Source organism: Campylobacter concisus UNSWCS (genome assembly GCF_000466685.1).
Taxonomy (GTDB): Bacteria; Campylobacterota; Campylobacteria; order Campylobacterales; family Campylobacteraceae; genus Campylobacter_A; species Campylobacter_A concisus_A.
Map to the genome: position 1 here is coordinate 18,200 of NZ_ANNG01000004.1, position 16,044 is coordinate 34,243.

The following is a 16,044-nucleotide window of genomic DNA, read 5'->3' on the forward strand; positions in this document are numbered from 1 at the left end:
TAATCTTATGCTGTGTGTGCTAACACTAATGCGACTTACAACACATTGAATAGAGTTTTCTTTCAGGCTAGTAATATCAAGCAAATAGTCCCAGGTCTCATTTTTAGAAAAAACTAAATTTAAAATTTGCCCAAATACACTAGCATTTTTTAAAAATATCAGCTACTTTTGAACTATACAAACGAAATGGCAAAAATTTCAGGCTTTGCGATCTTTTTTATCTCTTCTTTTGCCATGGCAAATTCTTTTGCTCCCTCTATTTTTAGTGTGTGGCCGCTAAACTCAAAGCTTAAATTTAGCTTCTCACAGGTTATATCAAGTGCCTTGGCTAGCGCAAGGATGAAGCTTAGCCACCTTACATACTCAGCCTTTGGTAATAAATTTTTATACTTTTCAAACTCATAAATATTTTTCTTGCCATTTGTTCCGATGACTACGGCTATTAGTGCCTTTTGCTCGTGTGAAAAGCCGTAGTTTAGGGCATTTAATATGATATAGGCTGAGTTTTTGTGATCGCCGTAAAAGCCTATCTCTTGACCGATGTTGTGGAGTTTTGCGGCAATTAGTAGCGTCTTAAGATAGTCATCATTTAGCCCGTGAAGCTTTCTAAGCGCCATAAAGATGTCCTTTGCGTATCTTGCCACGGCTTTGTTGCAAGAGAGGATGAAGCGATCTTGCAGGCTTTTGACGCTTGGGTTAAAATTTTCTGGAAATTTAAGACTTGGACGCAAAAAGTCTTTTAAAAAGACCCCTTCTCTTACACCAACGCCACTTGTGATGACGTTTTTGGCGTTTAGAGCCTTGGCAAGGGCTAAAAATATATGCGCACCCTCTCTGATGGTGTCATATCTATCTTTTTTTATAGGGAATTTATTTAGCTCAAGCACGCTAACGTTTGCGATGCTCTCGATGTAGGCTTGCTCGTCACCAAGCTTGTAGCAAAAGCCATGTAGTGATGAGAGCGGATATGAGTTTTTGCTCATTATAGCCGTTGAGATCGCTCTTAGTGAGCCGCCGATCGCGATTAAATTTTGGCATTTAAAGCGCTCGTCTATCTTTGCTGTGATCTGCGACAGAAATTTAGGTAGTTTGTTTAAATTTTTCTTATCAAAAAATAGCTCTTTTAGCCTCACTGTGCCTATATTAAGCGAGAGGACATCGACTATCTTGCCGTTACTTATCCTAGCAAGCTCAGTTGAGCCTCCACCGATGTCGATAGTGACGCACTCGGCTAGATTATGAAGCAAATTTTTAGCTGCTATCGCTCCAAAAGTGGCCTCTTCCTTGCCGTCAATAACTTTTAAATTTATGCCAAGTTTTTTTCTTAAAAGCGAGATTAAAACGCCTGAGTTTGGAGCATCTCTAAGCGCTGAAGTGCCGACACATAGGACCTTGGAGCATTTATAGCTTTTTATGATGTTATCAAATTCGCTAAAAGCTTTGATGGCTTTTTGCATTGAAGCTTCTGAAATTTCATTGTTTGAGCCGTATCCACCTTCGCCTAGTCGCACTTTGGTTTTGTATTCAGCTAGTATAAAAAATGCTAAGCGTGATGTGCGCTCAAATATTGCCATACGCATAGAGTTTGAGCCAAGATCGATCACTGCGGTTCTCTTTGCCATTTTTTATCCTTTTAAATTTAAAACGAGGCTTGCAACTGCTCCGTTTGCACCCTCTCTATTTTTAATAGATATCTCAGCGACAAGTGCCTGTGCTGCACCTTTTGCGAGAAATAGTCCAAGTCCAGCACCGCCTTTGTTGCCGTATCTTTTAAATGGAGCAAACAAGTCCTTGCTCTCATCTATGCCCACGCCTTCATCGGTTACTTCGATGATAAATTTGCTCTTTTCAAGCCTTGAGCTAATCGTAATCGTGCTATTTTTTGGAGAAAATTTGATAGCATTTTGGACGAAATTTTGCACGATGTGAGTTAGCAGGCTGGTTTGGATGTTTAGATTAAAAATTTCAGGTTTTAGATCAAGTGTGAGATTTTTTTCTTCACCTTTTGCCAGCACTTCGTAGTTTTTACCTAGTTTTTTTAAAAATGCGATCACATCGGTATTTACTGGCTCTTCAAACTGCGCGCCCTCTTGACGGCCTATCTCAAGAACAGAGCCTATCATAGCATTCATGCCGTTTATCGCCTCATTGTTTGACTTTAGCGCTTCGATATACTTTTCGCTATCTCTTGGCTTTAAAAGCGTCACCTCGTTCTTTGTTTTCATAACAGCAAGTGGCGTTTTTAGCTCATGCGCCACGCCCACAAAGAGCTCTTTTTGGTATAAAACGAAAGTTTGTATGCTAGAGATCAGCCTATTTATGCTATTGCCAAGTGGCAAAAACTCATCTGGCAGGCTTTTGATATCGATCTCTTTTAGAAATTTCTCATCCAAATTTGTAAGCTTGTGACTTAAAATTTTTATAGGTATTAAAAGCATTCTTGATAAAAATAGTGCATAAAATAGCACCAAAAGTATCGCTGTGACGTTTACGATTATAATATCTATAAAAATTTCTTCTACTATCTTGCTTTGAAGAGTGGTATCCTTTTCGAGGACTAAGTAGTTGCTTTCATCTAGCCTTGTTGTTAGCGTGGTTGTGCTCTCATCTTTGATCTTTTGCATCACGAGGTAGGGTTTTTCGCCTTTAAGCTCGCCTGCTTTTATGGTGGCTAGAGTTTTGTTTGGGGTTTCTATAGTAAAAGTTTTTAGATTGTTTGGATTAAAATTTTGAGGATTGTTCTTGTAGGCTGTGGCTTGCTGGTTTAGCTCGCTAACCACACTTTGAAAAACGGTGACTCTTATGTAGTGATAGAGCATCACCGAAACAACGGCAATTAGTATCATCGCGCCAGATGCTAATTGCAGTATAAATCTATTTCTTAAGCTTTTTTGGGAAAGCAAAATCTATATCCGCGTCTTCTAACAGTTTCTATTGTCGAAATATTTAGCGGTTTGTCCATTTTTTGGCGGATTTGGTTGATAGCAACCTCGATAACGTTTGGAGTTACGAGCTCTGGCTCTTCCCAGATAGCGTCAAGTAGTTGCTCTTTAGATACGATCTGATCTGAGTGTCTTGCAAGGTGAGTTAATACCTCAAATGGCTTACCTTTTAGCTCGATATCGCGACCAAGATATGTGATCTTCTCTTCGTCAGGGTTGATGATAAGCTCGTCTATTTTGATGATATTTGTGCCACCAAAGCGTAGTCTAGCCTCTAGTCTAGCTACTAAAATGTCAAAATCAAATGGCTTTTTGATGTAGTCATCAGCGCCAGCTCTAAGTGCTTTTATCTCGCTCTCTTTGTCGTCTTTTGCAGAAAGAACTACGACTGAGGTGCGTGGAGATTTATGTTTTATGATGTTTATAAGATCAACGCCGTCGCCATCTTGAAGCATCCAGTCAGTCAAAACTAGGTCGTAGTTTCTGATGCCGATGTAGTACTCAGCGTCTTTAAAATTTTCAGAGCTATCTGTCTGATAACCAAACTCTTGCAACCCCTCAGCAATCGTCTTATTTAGCGTTACTTCGTCTTCTACTATTAAAATACGCATTTCTTTTCCTTAAACTAAAATTTATGGTCGATTGTATCATAAATTAAGAAATATTTCAAGATACTTTAATAAATTTTTAAAAAACAGTGCTGATTTTTGCACCGACAATTGCATTTGGTAAAATCTCGGTTTTTAAAATCTCCATATCCAAGCTAGTAAGCGAGCTAAACCTCTCTTTTAGCGCTTTGCAGGTTACTTCTAGTGACTCTTCTACGCTTTGAAATTTCATCTCATTGTAAAATTCTTTTATAAAATCAGCCACCAAAACATAATCAATCAAGCTAGTCGAGCGAAATTCTAAGCTTACTTTTACCTCTTGCTTTGCAACTCGCTCAAAGTCAAACATCCCGATAACGGTTTGAAATTTATAATCTTTAATGATCGTTGTTATTTCGCTTTTCATACGACTTTTTGCTCCTTGCCTGAAAGCAGGCGAACGATATTTGGTATGTGTTTATAAACTACCAAAAATGCGATGATAAGGATCGGCGCGTGAGTGTAAATCTCATCAAGCTCTGGGTGGATGATAAAGCTTGATGCGATGAGAGCTATTAGCGCGCATAGCGAGGCTAGAGAGCTTATCTTTAAAAATTTACCAACCAAAAACCAAACGACAAGAGCGATTATTATCTCAACTGGCAAGAAAAATGCGAGTACGCCAGCTCCGGTTGCCACACCTTTGCCACCTTGAAAGCCTAAAAAAATAGAAAAACAATGCCCCACAACGCTTAAAACTGCCATCGTCCAAAGCACGCTTTGGCTAACTCCAAGCAAAGAGGCTATGATGAGTGGCAAAACGCCCTTTAAAACGTCACAAACTACTGTTAAAATGGCTAATTTTTTGGCGAGTTTTGGGTTTGTTTGCTTTAAAACCCTTAAAACATTTGTCGCGCCTATGCTTTTGCTGCCCTCTTTTTTTATATCAACATGACCAAAAATTTTTGCTAGTATGAGCCCTGATGGGATGCTACCAAGCAGGTAGCTAACGGCATAAAGTATTAAATTTTGCATATTTTACCTTTTAAATTTAAAGAGAAATGATAATAAAAAAATACTAATTTTTTTATAAATCATCTCCACAAAAGCACGACTTTTTCGTCGTAGATGTCGCTTTTCTTTGGTGAAATTTGCGTTTCGTTTATCGTGATGTTTTTAACATCATTCGCCTCTTTTAGTGCATCGCACTCTTGTGCAAATTTCTCCTCAAGCTCGCTTATGGCCAAATTTATATCATTTACGCTTTGCTCGCTAAGCTTGACGTCACTTCGCTCTTTTAATACCTTGTTTGCACTTCTTGCACTAGAAGCGATCTTGCCAGCGTTTTGGCGAGATAAGAGCTTGTTGCCAAATATCGCTCCAAATATGCTTGCGCCTATATTTATAGCTGCATCAAGACCGCTTGTGGTCATCTCTTTTTGCTCTTTATCAAGCTTTGCAAGGGCTTTATTTAGCTTATCTTGCAAGCTCTTTTGCTCTTTTTCAAATTTAGCCGTGAGTTTTGCGGTTTGCTCTTCTAAAATTTCATTGCACTTATCTTGAAGTCTTATGAAAAACTCCTCTTTTGACTCATTTTCTTTTGAGTAAATTCCCATCGCCTCAAAGGTGTTAAATTTGAAATTTCTATACAAAAACTCTTTAAAATCTTTCTCTAAAGCGTCAAAATTTTTAGCGCTCGTTACGAAATTTGGCACAGCTGCATAGCTTGCACCGCTTGGTTCATTTTCGCTCGCATCAACGTGCATGCCTTCGCTAGCCTCACTCCAGTTTGGCTCTTTGTCGTTTTCACTAAGCTCGTAAAGGTAGCTTACCTCACAAACGCTGTCTATGCCCTTTTTAGCGTCGTAAATTCTCACTTTTGCGTTTGCTAGTAAATTTGGTGTGAGGCTTTTTGAGCTAGCATAAAGCTGCGTGATCGCACTTGAGATGATAGGTTTTGCGCTAAATTTCATCTCGCTTTTATCTACATTTTGGCTGTTTAAATTCTCTTTTTTATCTTTCATCAAATTTGAAATTTGCTCACGGCTTAGCGGACCTTTTAGATAGCTAAGTGCCCAGCGCGTGGAGATAACGTTTAAGCCGTCCTCGTTTATATTTTTGAGTAAGAAATTTCTTTTGGCTAAATTTGATATGAGATTTTCAAGCGAGGCTTTGTCTAAGCTTGAGCCTGCGATGCCGCTTAGTCCATCGATCACGCGAGCTTTATCCTGCGCTGTTTGGAGACGGCCGATGAACCAAGTGCCGATGTTGCTAAGGCCTTTGTAGTCAAGATCGACTGGGTTTTGCGTGCTTAAGACGCAGCCAAGACCAAATGCACGGGCTTGTTTTAAAAGCGTGAGCATAGGCGTTTTTGACGGAGGGTTTGCGTTTGGCGGGAAAAAGCCAAAAATTTCATCCATATATAAGATCGCTCTAAGTGAGCTAGTGCCCTCTGTGCCGCGCATCCACGCGATGATCTCGTTTAGTAAAAGGGTGACAAAAAACATCCTCTCAGCGTCATTTAGGTGTGAGATCGTAAAGATATTGCACTTTGCTTTGCCATTTTCGTCAAAAAGCATCTTTGAAATTTCAAGTCTAACGCCCTGCGTCCAGCCCTTAAAGCTTGGGCTTGCGATGAGTGCGTTTATCTTCATGGCAAGCTTTAGGCGCTCACTGCTTGGATAAAAGGTATCCACATCAAAAACGCCTATCTTTTTAAACGGCGGATTTGCTATGAAATTTATAAGCTCCTCGATGCTGACGTCTTTTTGCTCTTTAAATTTGCTCTCAAATATAGTGGATATTAGCAGCTGCTCTTTTGAGCTCATATCCTCTGAACTCATGCCAATAAGCGATAGCACCGACGCCGCAAGCGAGTTTATATAGTTGCTAAAAATTTCTTCGTCACTAATATTTGGGCAGGCAAAGTCGCTAAGTAGCGCCACGCCTATACCAGCTGAGCTTTTTGGCGTATAGATATTAAAGTTAGCGCTATCTTTTAAAATTTTTACGCGTTCAAGGTCTTGAAAGCTCGACTCTATGCCGTTTCTCCAAAGCTCGGCCTGAGCGGCGGCAAATTCCTCTACGCTTTGTCCTTTATTTGCAGCCTCTGTTTCATCGACGTATGGTAAAAAATCCTCCGCTCTCATCTGCGGAAAGGTGAGGGCTAAATTTGTGATATCGCCCTTTGGATCGATGATGATAGAGGGGATGTTATCTATGCAGGCCTCTTCTAAAAGCGTGATACCAAGGCCTGTTTTACCGCTGCCTGTCATGCCGATAATGGCTGCGTGGGTGGTTAGGTCCTTATTTTTATAAAAAAATGGCTCTTTATCTTTTAGTCCGATGTAAAAAAGTTTTAAGTTCTCTTGTATGGTTTTCACTGGTTGCCTTATTCGTATAAATTTATGCGTGAGCGAAGTTCGTCAAGTGTCTCTTTGACGCGTTTTTGCGTGAAGTCTTTTATCGTTTTGTCATCATCAACTAGCTGCATGCAGTATCTGATGTAGCCCTTGTATGCTAGCTCAGTGACTAGCCTTAGCTTTAAAGAGACGTTTTTTACTTCATTTGGTGAGAGCATGATGTCAAAATTTGCCTCTAACTCTTCTCCGTCTTTAAAATTTGTAGCTTGCGAGCTTAATATGCTCATGCCGCCTTCTGAGATGTCATAAAGGCTGCCTTCAAGCTTGCCTTGCTCTCCTTTTAGAGAAATTTTGGTAAAGCGGTTTGGTAAGACGCGCTGGAATTTTCTCTTGTTTGCGTGCATGGTCGCTGTGCGTGAGAAATTTGAAAGGGTGACGCTTTTATCGGCGATATTGTAGTCAACGATATCGGCACGAAGCTGCTTTGAGAAAAAGCTATTTGGCAGGATAAAGCCCTTGCCGTCTTGCTTCATAGCTAAAATTTGCATCATATCTACGCGAAATACGACGCTATCTTCTCTAACTTCTAAAATTTCTGCTTCGTATTTTATATTTAGGCCGTCATATAAATTTAAAAACTCAGGGCGGGCCTTGGCGTTTTTCATGCGTGTAAATGTGTTGATCGGATCTTCGTAGAAAAATGAGCCAGTATCGATCATCTCTTTTACTGTTGTCTCTTGATGATTTTCGGCGTTATATAAAATTTCTTTCAACCTTGAGACGGCATTTACAAAGTAGCCCACATAGACTGCATCTTTGCAGGCATGACTAAAATTTAGTGTCAAATTTAAGAGCAAGAAATTTATCAGCTCGTCTTTTGCGTTTAGTTTTGGTATTAGGCTGTTTAAGTCGTCGCGAATTTGTGTGGCATTTGGTTTTTGGATGAGTAGAGCGTCAAAGATGCTCTCAAGGCAAATTTTCATCTGCTCGTGCGGCACCACAAGGGTTAATTGTCTGCAAAATTTGATGCCCTCATCTATAAATTTAGCTCTTAAACCAAGTATGCAATCCTCGCAATTTTCGACAAGTTCTTGCCTGCCCTTAAACTCCATGGGGTCTCCAAAAAAGGTTATTTATTAAAACATTGCTATCATATATAAAGTTATATTAAAAAAATATTTAAATTTGTGTAGAGAGGGAATTTCTAGGCAAAGCTGCCTAGAAATTTGAATAATTATAGTTTGCTTTCGTTGTGTGAAAGGTAGTCAGCAACACCTTCAGTGCTTGGTTTCATACCAGAATCACCTTTGTGCCAGCCAGCTGGGCAAACTTCGCCGTGCTCATTTGTAAATAGCATAGTATCTACCATTCTGATCATCTCGTCGATGTTTCTGCCAAGTGGTAGGTCATTTATAACTGCGTGGCGAACTGTGCCATCTTTGTCAAGTAGGAATGAACCGCGAAGTGCTACGCCAGCGTCTTCTAGAAGTACGTCAAAGCCACGAGCGATTGATTTTGTCATGTCAGCTACGATTGGGAAGCGAACTTTGCCGATACCGCCTTTATTTACTGGAGTCTCTTTCCATGCAAAGTGTGAGAACTGGTTGTCGCAAGAAACTGCGATAACTTCGATACCGCGTGACTTGAACTCGTCATATCTTTTATCAAACGCGATGATCTCACTTGGGCAAACAAATGTAAAGTCCATTGGATAGAAGAACACAACAGCGCCCTTTTCGCCGATATTTTTGTAAAGGTTGAAATCATTTACGATTTGATTGTTTCCTAAAACTGCTGCAGCTGTAAAGTCAGGTGCTTTTTTTGTTACTAACATATTTTCTCCTTAATAATAAATTTTATTGATTGCGAAATTATATCCATAAAAATTTAAATTCTAATTAAATAGATCTGAAAATTTAAAACATTGTAATTTTAATATGCATTTGAAAATGAATGGAAATTTTTAAAAATTTATTAAATTTAAAGTTTTGGGTATAGAAGCGGTTAATTATAGATCGCTAAAATTTTTTCCGCCAAATTTTAGTATCGCCGAACCCCAAGTAAAGCCACCGCCAAATGCATCAAGAAGCAAAACTGAACCATTTTTGATGCGTCCATCCTCGTAAGCATCATTCATTGCCATTGGGATAGAAGCAGAGCTTGTGTTACCATATTTTGCAACTGTCAAAACGCACTGCTCGTCGGTGAAATTTAGCCTATTTTTTACAGCGTCTATTATCCTGATATTTGCTTGATGAGGTATGAAAAAGTCGATATCTTCGCTTTGCATTTTGTTTGCGTGTAAAATTTCTATAACGCTTTTGCTAAGTGTTTGAACTGCTATCTTAAAGACCTCATTTCCGCTCATGTGGATGAAATTTAGTCTATTTTTTAGCGTCTCTTCGCTAGCTGGAAATGCACTGCCACATCCTGGAGTTATCAAAAGCTCAGCCTGTCTGCCGTCGCTTGCAGTGTGAATGTCAATGATCTCGTTTTCTTCGCTCGCACTTATCACAGCAGCACCAGCTCCGTCACCAAAAAGTATGCAAGTGCTTCTATCTGTGTAGTCGATCATCGAGCTTAGTTTTTCAGCTCCTATGATCAAAACATTTTTCTTAGCACCACTTGTAACAAGGGAATTTGCAAGCTCTAAAAGATAGATAAAACCCGTGCAAGCCGCGCTTATATCAAAAGCTGTGATGCCAAAATTTAAACCTAAATTTGCAGCTATTTTGCAAGCAGTTGAAGGCATGCAAAGATGATCCGGAGATATCGTAGCGCATATCACTGCATCGATTTGTGATTTTTCAAGGCCTGAGCGTTTTATAGCTAGCTCGGCAGCTTTTGTGCCAAGGTCGCTTGTTATCTCAGTCGTTGCAATGTGTCTTTGCTCTATGCCAGTTCGCTTTACTATCCACTCATCGCTCGTATCGACCATTTTTTCAAAATCAAAATTTGTTAAAATTTTTTCTGGGACATATGACGCAATGGAGATCAATGAAGCTTTTGGCATATTTTACCTTGCAAAGTGTGAAAGTTCTTCTTCTATAACTTTATTTATATTTGAGTTAGCAAATTTAATTGCTTGAAAGATTGCATTTTTTATAGCTTTTGAGTTGCTTTTGCCGTGACTTATGATGACGCAGCCATTTACACCAAGAAGCGGAGCACCGCCATACTCATCGTAACTGACTTGTTTTTTTAGAGTTTTGAAAACTTTTCTCATAAGCACCGATCCAGCCATAGCAAGGGGTGATTTTTTTACTTGCTTTTTGATGATCTTGCCTATGGCATCAGCGACGCCTTCGCTCGTTTTTAGTAGGATATTTCCCATAAAACCGTCGCAGACCATGACATCAATGCTACCATCAAAAATTTGATTACCTTCTGCATTGCCAACAAAGCTATCAAGTCTAGAAACTAGTTTAAAAGCCTCTTTGCTGACTTCATTGCCTTTACTCTCTTCTTCACCATTTGACAAAAGACCTACTTTTGGCTCTTTTCTGCCTAAAATTTCTTTTGCATAGGCTTCACCCATTATGGCAAATTGAAACAAGTGTTCGCTTCTGCAATCAACATTTGCGCCAACATCCAAAACCAAAGTAGCTGTCTCTTTTGAATTTGGCATAAGTGTTGCGATCGCTGGACGAGAAACATTTTTTAGTCTACCAACTCTTAATGTAGCTAAGCTCATAGTCGCACCGCTGTGACCAGCAGAAACGACAGCATCGACATTTTTATCTTTTAAAAGCTCAACAGCTTTGTAGATCGTGCTATCTTTTCTTTTTAGCGCGTCTGTCGCTCCGTCAGCCATAGAGATGACTTCAGTAGCTTCTATAAATTCTATATTTTTTAAATAGGGTTGTGGGATGAGTGGTTTTATGGCATTGCTATCGCCAACTAATACAGCTTTAAATTCTGTCTCTTTTAGTGCTTCAATAACGCCAGATATTATAGGATCTGCACCAAAATCACCACCCATAGCATCAATAGCAATGCGAATCATATTTTAGTATTCACCTGTTGTTTTGTTTATGCGGTGAGGCATTTTCCAAGAACCATCTTTGTCTTTTACAGGCACTGGAAGTGTAACTTTGTAATGTGTTCTACGTTTTGCTGCACGAGAATGACTCACTCTTCGCTTTGGTACTGCCATTTTATTCTCCTTTATAAATTTTTACATTTTTCACAATAAAAATAATCGCTCTTAAAAGCTTCTAGCTCACTTTCAAAAACTTCTTTTAAATCAATATTGCCATCAAAAAATTCAACCGTATCGCTAAGCTCATTTTCTCTGTCTTTATAGACACCGTCACTTAAATTTAGCTCTACGTCTTGATCGATAGGTAGCATAAATTCATCACCGCATCGATCGCAAATATATTTTATCTCACCCTTTATAGTGCCTTGGCATTTTACCAAAAAAGGGTCTTTTCTTTTTAAAATTCCACTAAAAACTAGATCATTGTTTCTTACTAGCTCAAAGTTTATCTCTTTGTTTGCTATTTTAGAAAACGGAATAATCAAATTTTAGTCCAAAGTTAGCAAATTTCTCTTGAAGCAAAGAAGAAATTTATCTCATTTACAGCGTTTTCTAGGCTGTCGCTTCCGTGGACTGCGTTTGCGTCAATGCTATCAGCAAAATCAGCTCTAATTGTGCCAGGAGCTGCTTCTTTTGGGTTAGTTGCACCCATTAGCTCGCGGTTTTTAGCAACTGCATTTTCGCCCTCTAAAACCATAACTACAACTGGTCCGCTTACCATAAAATCAACTAGATCGTTGAAGAAAGGTCTATCTTTATGAACTGCATAAAATGCTTTTGCATCACATTTGCTAAGTTTGATTTTCTTTGCAGCTGCGATTCTTAAGCCATTGCTTTCAAATCTATCTATAATCTTTCCAACAACATTTTTCTTAACAGCGTCAGGCTTAATAATAGAAAGTGTTCTTTGCATAAATTTTCCTTAAAATTTAGGTTATTTAAATGAAGTTGGCAATTATATCAAATAAAGCTTAAAAATAAAATAGGCTCAAATTTGAGCCTAAAATTTGTAAATTTATTGGATAACTGGAGTGCTGCCAGTGCGAGCGTCAGCGCCGATTTGATCACGTGAAGGTTGTCCTGCTACTACGGCATCCCAAACGATGCAACCATCAGTTGGACAGGCAGATGCACAGGCTGGCTCGTCGTTATAGCCTACGCACTCAACGCATTTGTTTGAATAAACATAGTATGTATCTGCTCCAGTTGGGTTGTCGCTATCATCAACAATAGCTGAAACTGGGCACTCATCGATGCATGAACCACAGCTTATGCATATATCGGTTATTTTTACAGACATTTTTTCTCCTTAAATAAAATTTTGGCGTAGAATATCAAAAAAAACTGAAAATGATATAAATATACTCTTAAATTTTCATAACACGCTTAATTTCTCTAAACTACTTTATAAAGTTTTTATCACTTTTAGACTAAATTTACAGATTAAAATTTTAAAAAGGTCGTATAAATTTAATGAATGATACTATAAAAATAACTGGCGCTCGCGAGCACAATCTTAAAAATTTAAACCTTGAAATTCCCAAAAATAAATTAGTAGTTTTTACCGGTCTTAGCGGCAGTGGCAAGAGCACACTAGCCTTTGACACGCTCTATGCTGAGGGGCAGCGCAGGTATATGGAGAGCCTTAGCAGCTATGCTAGGCAGTTTTTAGACCGCGTGGGTAAGCCTGATGTCGATAAGATTGAGGGTTTAACGCCTGCTATCGCGATAGATCAAAAGACAACTTCAAAAAACCCTCGCTCAACGGTTGGTACGATCACTGAAATTTATGATTATCTAAGGCTTTTATACGCAAGAGTCGGCGTGCAGCACTGCCATAAATGCGGCAAACCTATCTCAAAAATGAGTGCAAGCGACATCATAAATGAAATTTCAAAGCTCCCGCTTGGCGCAAAAGTGATCATCTATGCGCCGCTAGTTCGTGAGAAAAAGGGCACATGGGCAGACTTGATCGAAAATTTACGCCAAAAAGGCTTTGTAAGGGCGCAGATAGACGGCGTGGTGGTGAGGCTTGATGAGGAGATCGAGCTTGCAAAAACGAAAAAACATACGATAAAGGTCATCGTTGATAGGATCGCCATCGACGAGCAAAATCACGAGCGCCTTGCAAGCGACGTTGAAAAGGCGCTAAATGAGAGCTTTGGCGAGGTCGAAATAGAGATCGCAAATGCTGACGAGCTTGGCTTAAAAGAGAGTTTTATACATTACAGCGAGCACATGGCTTGTTTTGACTGCAAAATTTCATTTACGCCGCTTGAGCCGCTAAGCTTTAGCTTTAACTCACCAAAGGGCGCTTGCGAGCACTGCGACGGACTTGGCATAAGATATAGCCTAGATATGAGCAAGATCATCGACGAGGAAAAATCGATAGAAAACGGCGCTATCAAGCTACTTTACGGCTATAACATGAGCTATTACTATAAATTTTTACTTGCTTTTTGCGAGCAAAATGGCATCGATATCAAAAAGCCATATTACGAGCTTAGCGAAGATGAAAAGAGGCTCGTTTTATACGGCAATGTCAAGGAGGTTTCGTTCTTTTGGAAGCGAAATAAACTGCTTAGAAAATTTGATGGTGTGGTCAAAATTTCACACGGGCTTTTGAAGGATTATAAAGATTTTGACGAGTATATGAGTGAGAAAATTTGTGACGCTTGTAATGGCCACAGACTAAAGCCTCAAAGCTTAGCGGTCAAGGTCGCTGGCCTTGGGCTTGGTGAAATTTTAGATATGAGTATAGAAAACTGCACCGCTTTTTTCTCAAATGAGAAAAATTTTGCTTACCTAAGCGACTACGACAAGGCGATCGCAAAGCCTATCTTAAAAGAGATCAACGAAAGGCTTTTCTTTTTGTATGACGTGGGGCTTGGCTATTTATCACTTGGGCGTGATGCTAGGACGATCAGCGGTGGCGAGGCACAGCGCATCAGGATCGCAAGCCAGATAGGAAGTGGGCTCAGTGGCGTCATGTATGTGCTTGATGAGCCAAGTATCGGCCTTCACGAGCGAGATACGTTAAAACTCATAAAGACACTTAGAAATTTACAAGCTAAAGGCAACTCTGTAATCGTCGTCGAGCATGATAAAAAGACGATAGAAGAGGCTGATTTTATCGTAGATATCGGCCCTGGAGCTGGTAAATTTGGTGGTAGCGTGGTCTTTGCAGGCACGGCAAAAGAGCTTTTAAGCTCGGACACTCAGACTGCACAATACATAAATGGTAAGAAAAGGATCGACTATCAAAAAAATAGGAAAGCCGAGAAGTGGCTCGAAATTTCAAATGTAAATATCAACAACATCTCAAATTTAACCGCTAAATTTCCACTTAGAAATTTAGTTGGTATCACTGGTGTCTCAGGATCTGGCAAGAGCTCGCTAGTGCTTCAGACCTTGCTCCCAGAGGCGCAGGAGCAGCTAAATAGAGCCAAAAAAGTAAAAAAAATAGCTGGGGTAAATTTAAGCGGACTTGAGAATTTAGACAAGGTCATATACCTCGATCAAAGCCCGATAGGCCGCACCCCACGCTCAAATCCAGCGACTTATACTGGCGTGATGGATGAGATAAGAAATTTGTTCGCGCAGACTAAAGAGGCCAAGCTTAGAGGCTATAAAATAGGGCGCTTTAGCTTCAACGTCAAGGGCGGGCGCTGCGAGAAGTGCCAAGGCGAGGGCGAGATCACGATCGAGATGCACTTTTTGCCTGATATCAACGTGGTTTGTGACGTTTGTAATGGTGCTAGATATAACGCTCAGACCTTGGAAATTTTATACAAAGGCAAAAATATCGCCGAGGTGCTAAATATGAGCATAGATGAGGCGGTTGAGTTCTTTAAGGCTGTGCCAAAGATTGCTTCAAAGCTCACCACGCTGCAAGACGTGGGGCTTGGCTACATCACGCTTGGACAAAACGCAGTCACACTTAGTGGTGGCGAGGCGCAGCGCGTAAAGCTAGCAAAAGAGCTTAGCAGAAGCGACACTGGAAATACCCTTTATATCCTTGATGAGCCAACGACAGGGCTTCATTTTGCTGACGTAGATAGGCTTGTGAAGGTGCTAAATCACCTGGTCGATCTTGGAAATTCTGTTTTTGTGATCGAGCATAATATGGATGTCATCAAAAACTGCGACTATATCGTCGATATGGGGCCAGAGGGCGGCGCAAAAGGCGGTAAAGTAATAGCGTGCGGCAGCGTCAAAGAGGTGGCTAAAAACTACAAAAAAACTGGCAGCTACACAGGGGAATTTCTAGCGCAAGAGCTTGCTTTGTTAAAAGCGAAATAAAATAAATTTATATGGTTTGGTATTTGTCTAAAATGCCAAGCTATATATAATAAGTAAGATAAATTAAAATTGCTAAATTCTAAGTGTATTTAAAAGAAAAAGGGGCGAACGCCCCTGGGATTATGCAGCTGGATAAACAGATACTTTTTTTCTGTTTTTATCAAGTCTTTCAAATTTTACAAAGCCATCGACTAATGCAAAAATAGTGTGATCTTTGCCAAGACCTACGTTATTTCCAGCGTGAGTTGCTGTTCCTCTTTGGCGGATGATTATATTTCCAGCACGAACGAACTCGCCACCAAATTTCTTAACACCTAATCGGCGTCCGATACTATCACGGTTATTTTGGGTTGAACCTTGACCTTTTTTGTGTGCCATATCTTATCTCCTTAAGCTGCGATACTTACGACTTTTACACGTGTAAATTGTCTTCTAAAGCCGCGTTTTAGTTTTGAGTCTTTACGTCTGCGTTTTTTGTAGATAACTACTTTTTTGTCTTTGCCTTCATTAACGACCTCAAGAACAACTTTTGCACCCTTAACAAATGGCGCACCTACCTTTACTTCGCCGTCGTTTACAGCTAAAACTTCTGTAATCTCAACGGTTGATTTAGCTTCAGCACTAAAGTGATCTAGCTTAAGGAACTCGCCCTCGCTAACACGATATTGCTTACCGCCATGCTTAAATATAGCGTATTTTGACATACTCTACCTTTCTAAAATTTGGTAAGACCAAAAAGCACTTTTTTGCAAAAGATTTATGGAGCTTTGTTGGTTGTAAGGTGTGAATATTAGCTAAAAGTTTATAAA

The 16,044-nt window shown here is 39.7% G+C and carries 17 protein-coding genes; 1 reads left to right on the top strand and 16 read right to left on the bottom strand.

What is annotated here, in order from left to right; genetic code table 11:
• Window positions 1-173 precede the first annotated feature (173 nt).
• The 14 genes from UNSWCS_RS00590 to UNSWCS_RS00655 form a co-directional block, all read right to left on the bottom strand.
• Window positions 174-1,622, bottom strand: coding sequence for a Ppx/GppA phosphatase family protein (locus UNSWCS_RS00590; protein WP_021086875.1), 1,449 nt, complete (start codon window positions 1,620-1,622; stop codon window positions 174-176).
• A gap of 3 nt (window positions 1,623-1,625) precedes the next feature.
• Complete coding sequence (locus UNSWCS_RS00595) at window positions 1,626-2,846, bottom strand: sensor histidine kinase (RefSeq protein WP_021086866.1); 1,221 nt, start codon at window positions 2,844-2,846, stop codon at window positions 1,626-1,628.
• Between the two features lie 35 nt (window positions 2,847-2,881).
• The gene (hsrA, locus tag UNSWCS_RS00600) at window positions 2,882-3,553 is read right to left on the bottom strand and encodes a homeostatic response regulator transcription factor HsrA (RefSeq protein WP_002942555.1); all 672 of its coding nucleotides are present in this window, start codon (window positions 3,551-3,553) and stop codon (window positions 2,882-2,884) included.
• Window positions 3,554-3,629: 76 nt separating this feature from the next.
• A complete protein-coding gene (locus UNSWCS_RS00605) occupies window positions 3,630-3,956 on the bottom strand; it encodes a dihydroneopterin aldolase (protein ID WP_021086851.1) in 327 nt (108 codons plus the stop codon).
• Entirely contained in the window at window positions 3,953-4,564 is a 612-nt protein-coding gene (gene plsY / locus UNSWCS_RS00610) for a glycerol-3-phosphate 1-O-acyltransferase PlsY (protein WP_021086848.1), read from the bottom strand. The genes UNSWCS_RS00605 and plsY overlap by 4 nt, the downstream gene beginning before the upstream one ends.
• 59 nt (window positions 4,565-4,623) lie before the next feature.
• A complete protein-coding gene (locus UNSWCS_RS00615) occupies window positions 4,624-6,912 on the bottom strand; it encodes an ATP-binding protein (protein WP_021086844.1) in 2,289 nt (762 codons plus the stop codon).
• A gap of 8 nt (window positions 6,913-6,920) precedes the next feature.
• Entirely contained in the window at window positions 6,921-8,003 is a 1,083-nt protein-coding gene (locus UNSWCS_RS00620; RefSeq protein WP_021086858.1) for a PilZ domain-containing protein, read from the bottom strand.
• Between the two features lie 122 nt (window positions 8,004-8,125).
• Entirely contained in the window at window positions 8,126-8,725 is a 600-nt protein-coding gene (locus UNSWCS_RS00625; protein WP_021086863.1) for a peroxiredoxin, read from the bottom strand.
• A gap of 174 nt (window positions 8,726-8,899) precedes the next feature.
• The gene (locus UNSWCS_RS00630; protein ID WP_021086846.1) at window positions 8,900-9,904 is read right to left on the bottom strand and encodes a beta-ketoacyl-ACP synthase III; all 1,005 of its coding nucleotides are present in this window, start codon (window positions 9,902-9,904) and stop codon (window positions 8,900-8,902) included.
• Window positions 9,905-9,907: 3 nt separating this feature from the next.
• The gene (plsX, locus tag UNSWCS_RS00635; protein ID WP_021086880.1) at window positions 9,908-10,897 is read right to left on the bottom strand and encodes a phosphate acyltransferase PlsX; all 990 of its coding nucleotides are present in this window, start codon (window positions 10,895-10,897) and stop codon (window positions 9,908-9,910) included.
• A 3-nt stretch (window positions 10,898-10,900) separates the two neighbouring features.
• Complete coding sequence (gene rpmF / locus UNSWCS_RS00640; protein WP_002942540.1) at window positions 10,901-11,047, bottom strand: 50S ribosomal protein L32; 147 nt, start codon at window positions 11,045-11,047, stop codon at window positions 10,901-10,903.
• 11 nt (window positions 11,048-11,058) lie between these two features.
• Window positions 11,059-11,418 (bottom strand): hypothetical protein, encoded by a 360-nt coding sequence (locus UNSWCS_RS00645; protein WP_002942543.1) that lies wholly within the window; start codon window positions 11,416-11,418, stop codon window positions 11,059-11,061.
• Window positions 11,419-11,432: 14 nt separating this feature from the next.
• The gene (gene ndk, locus UNSWCS_RS00650; RefSeq protein WP_002942517.1) at window positions 11,433-11,846 is read right to left on the bottom strand and encodes a nucleoside-diphosphate kinase; all 414 of its coding nucleotides are present in this window, start codon (window positions 11,844-11,846) and stop codon (window positions 11,433-11,435) included.
• Window positions 11,847-11,948: 102 nt separating this feature from the next.
• On the bottom strand, window positions 11,949-12,233 hold the full coding sequence (locus tag UNSWCS_RS00655) for an NADH-quinone oxidoreductase subunit I (RefSeq protein ID WP_002942606.1): 285 nt from the start codon (window positions 12,231-12,233) through the stop codon (window positions 11,949-11,951).
• A 173-nt stretch (window positions 12,234-12,406) separates the two neighbouring features.
• On the opposite strand from UNSWCS_RS00655, the gene uvrA reads away from it, so the two are divergent.
• A complete protein-coding gene (gene uvrA / locus UNSWCS_RS00660) occupies window positions 12,407-15,235 on the top strand; it encodes an excinuclease ABC subunit UvrA (protein WP_021086843.1) in 2,829 nt (942 codons plus the stop codon).
• A gap of 120 nt (window positions 15,236-15,355) precedes the next feature.
• Here the strand turns inward: uvrA and rpmA are convergent, their stop codons facing one another.
• Both rpmA and rplU read right to left on the bottom strand, forming a co-directional pair.
• Window positions 15,356-15,613, bottom strand: a complete 258-nt coding sequence (rpmA, locus tag UNSWCS_RS00665; protein WP_002942569.1) for a 50S ribosomal protein L27 — start codon at window positions 15,611-15,613, stop codon at window positions 15,356-15,358.
• An 11-nt stretch (window positions 15,614-15,624) separates the two neighbouring features.
• Window positions 15,625-15,939, bottom strand: coding sequence for a 50S ribosomal protein L21 (gene rplU, locus UNSWCS_RS00670; RefSeq protein ID WP_002942523.1), 315 nt, complete (start codon window positions 15,937-15,939; stop codon window positions 15,625-15,627).
• Window positions 15,940-16,044: the final 105 nt, after the last annotated feature.

What these genes read in the sequence shown, in the direction of transcription:
- UNSWCS_RS00625 (WP_021086863.1), bottom strand. Translation starts at nt 8,725, where the DNA reads ATGTTAGTAACAAAAAAAGCACCTGACTTTACAGCTGCAGCAGTTTTA.
- ndk (WP_002942517.1), bottom strand. Translation starts at nt 11,846, where the DNA reads ATGCAAAGAACACTTTCTATTATTAAGCCTGACGCTGTTAAGAAAAAT.
- UNSWCS_RS00620 (WP_021086858.1), bottom strand. Translation starts at nt 8,003, where the DNA reads ATGGAGTTTAAGGGCAGGCAAGAACTTGTCGAAAATTGCGAGGATTGC.
- rplU (WP_002942523.1), bottom strand. Translation starts at nt 15,939, where the DNA reads ATGTCAAAATACGCTATATTTAAGCATGGCGGTAAGCAATATCGTGTT.
- UNSWCS_RS00605 (WP_021086851.1), bottom strand. Translation starts at nt 3,956, where the DNA reads ATGAAAAGCGAAATAACAACGATCATTAAAGATTATAAATTTCAAACC.
- hsrA (WP_002942555.1), bottom strand. Translation starts at nt 3,553, where the DNA reads ATGCGTATTTTAATAGTAGAAGACGAAGTAACGCTAAATAAGACGATT.
- rpmF (WP_002942540.1), bottom strand. Translation starts at nt 11,047, where the DNA reads ATGGCAGTACCAAAGCGAAGAGTGAGTCATTCTCGTGCAGCAAAACGT.
- uvrA (WP_021086843.1), top strand. Translation starts at nt 12,407, where the DNA reads ATGAATGATACTATAAAAATAACTGGCGCTCGCGAGCACAATCTTAAA.
- plsY (WP_021086848.1), bottom strand. Translation starts at nt 4,564, where the DNA reads ATGCAAAATTTAATACTTTATGCCGTTAGCTACCTGCTTGGTAGCATC.
- UNSWCS_RS00595 (WP_021086866.1), bottom strand. Translation starts at nt 2,846, where the DNA reads ATGATACTAATTGCCGTTGTTTCGGTGATGCTCTATCACTACATAAGA.
- UNSWCS_RS00655 (WP_002942606.1), bottom strand. Translation starts at nt 12,233, where the DNA reads ATGTCTGTAAAAATAACCGATATATGCATAAGCTGTGGTTCATGCATC.
- plsX (WP_021086880.1), bottom strand. Translation starts at nt 10,897, where the DNA reads ATGATTCGCATTGCTATTGATGCTATGGGTGGTGATTTTGGTGCAGAT.
- UNSWCS_RS00630 (WP_021086846.1), bottom strand. Translation starts at nt 9,904, where the DNA reads ATGCCAAAAGCTTCATTGATCTCCATTGCGTCATATGTCCCAGAAAAA.
- UNSWCS_RS00590 (WP_021086875.1), bottom strand. Translation starts at nt 1,622, where the DNA reads ATGGCAAAGAGAACCGCAGTGATCGATCTTGGCTCAAACTCTATGCGT.
- rpmA (WP_002942569.1), bottom strand. Translation starts at nt 15,613, where the DNA reads ATGGCACACAAAAAAGGTCAAGGTTCAACCCAAAATAACCGTGATAGT.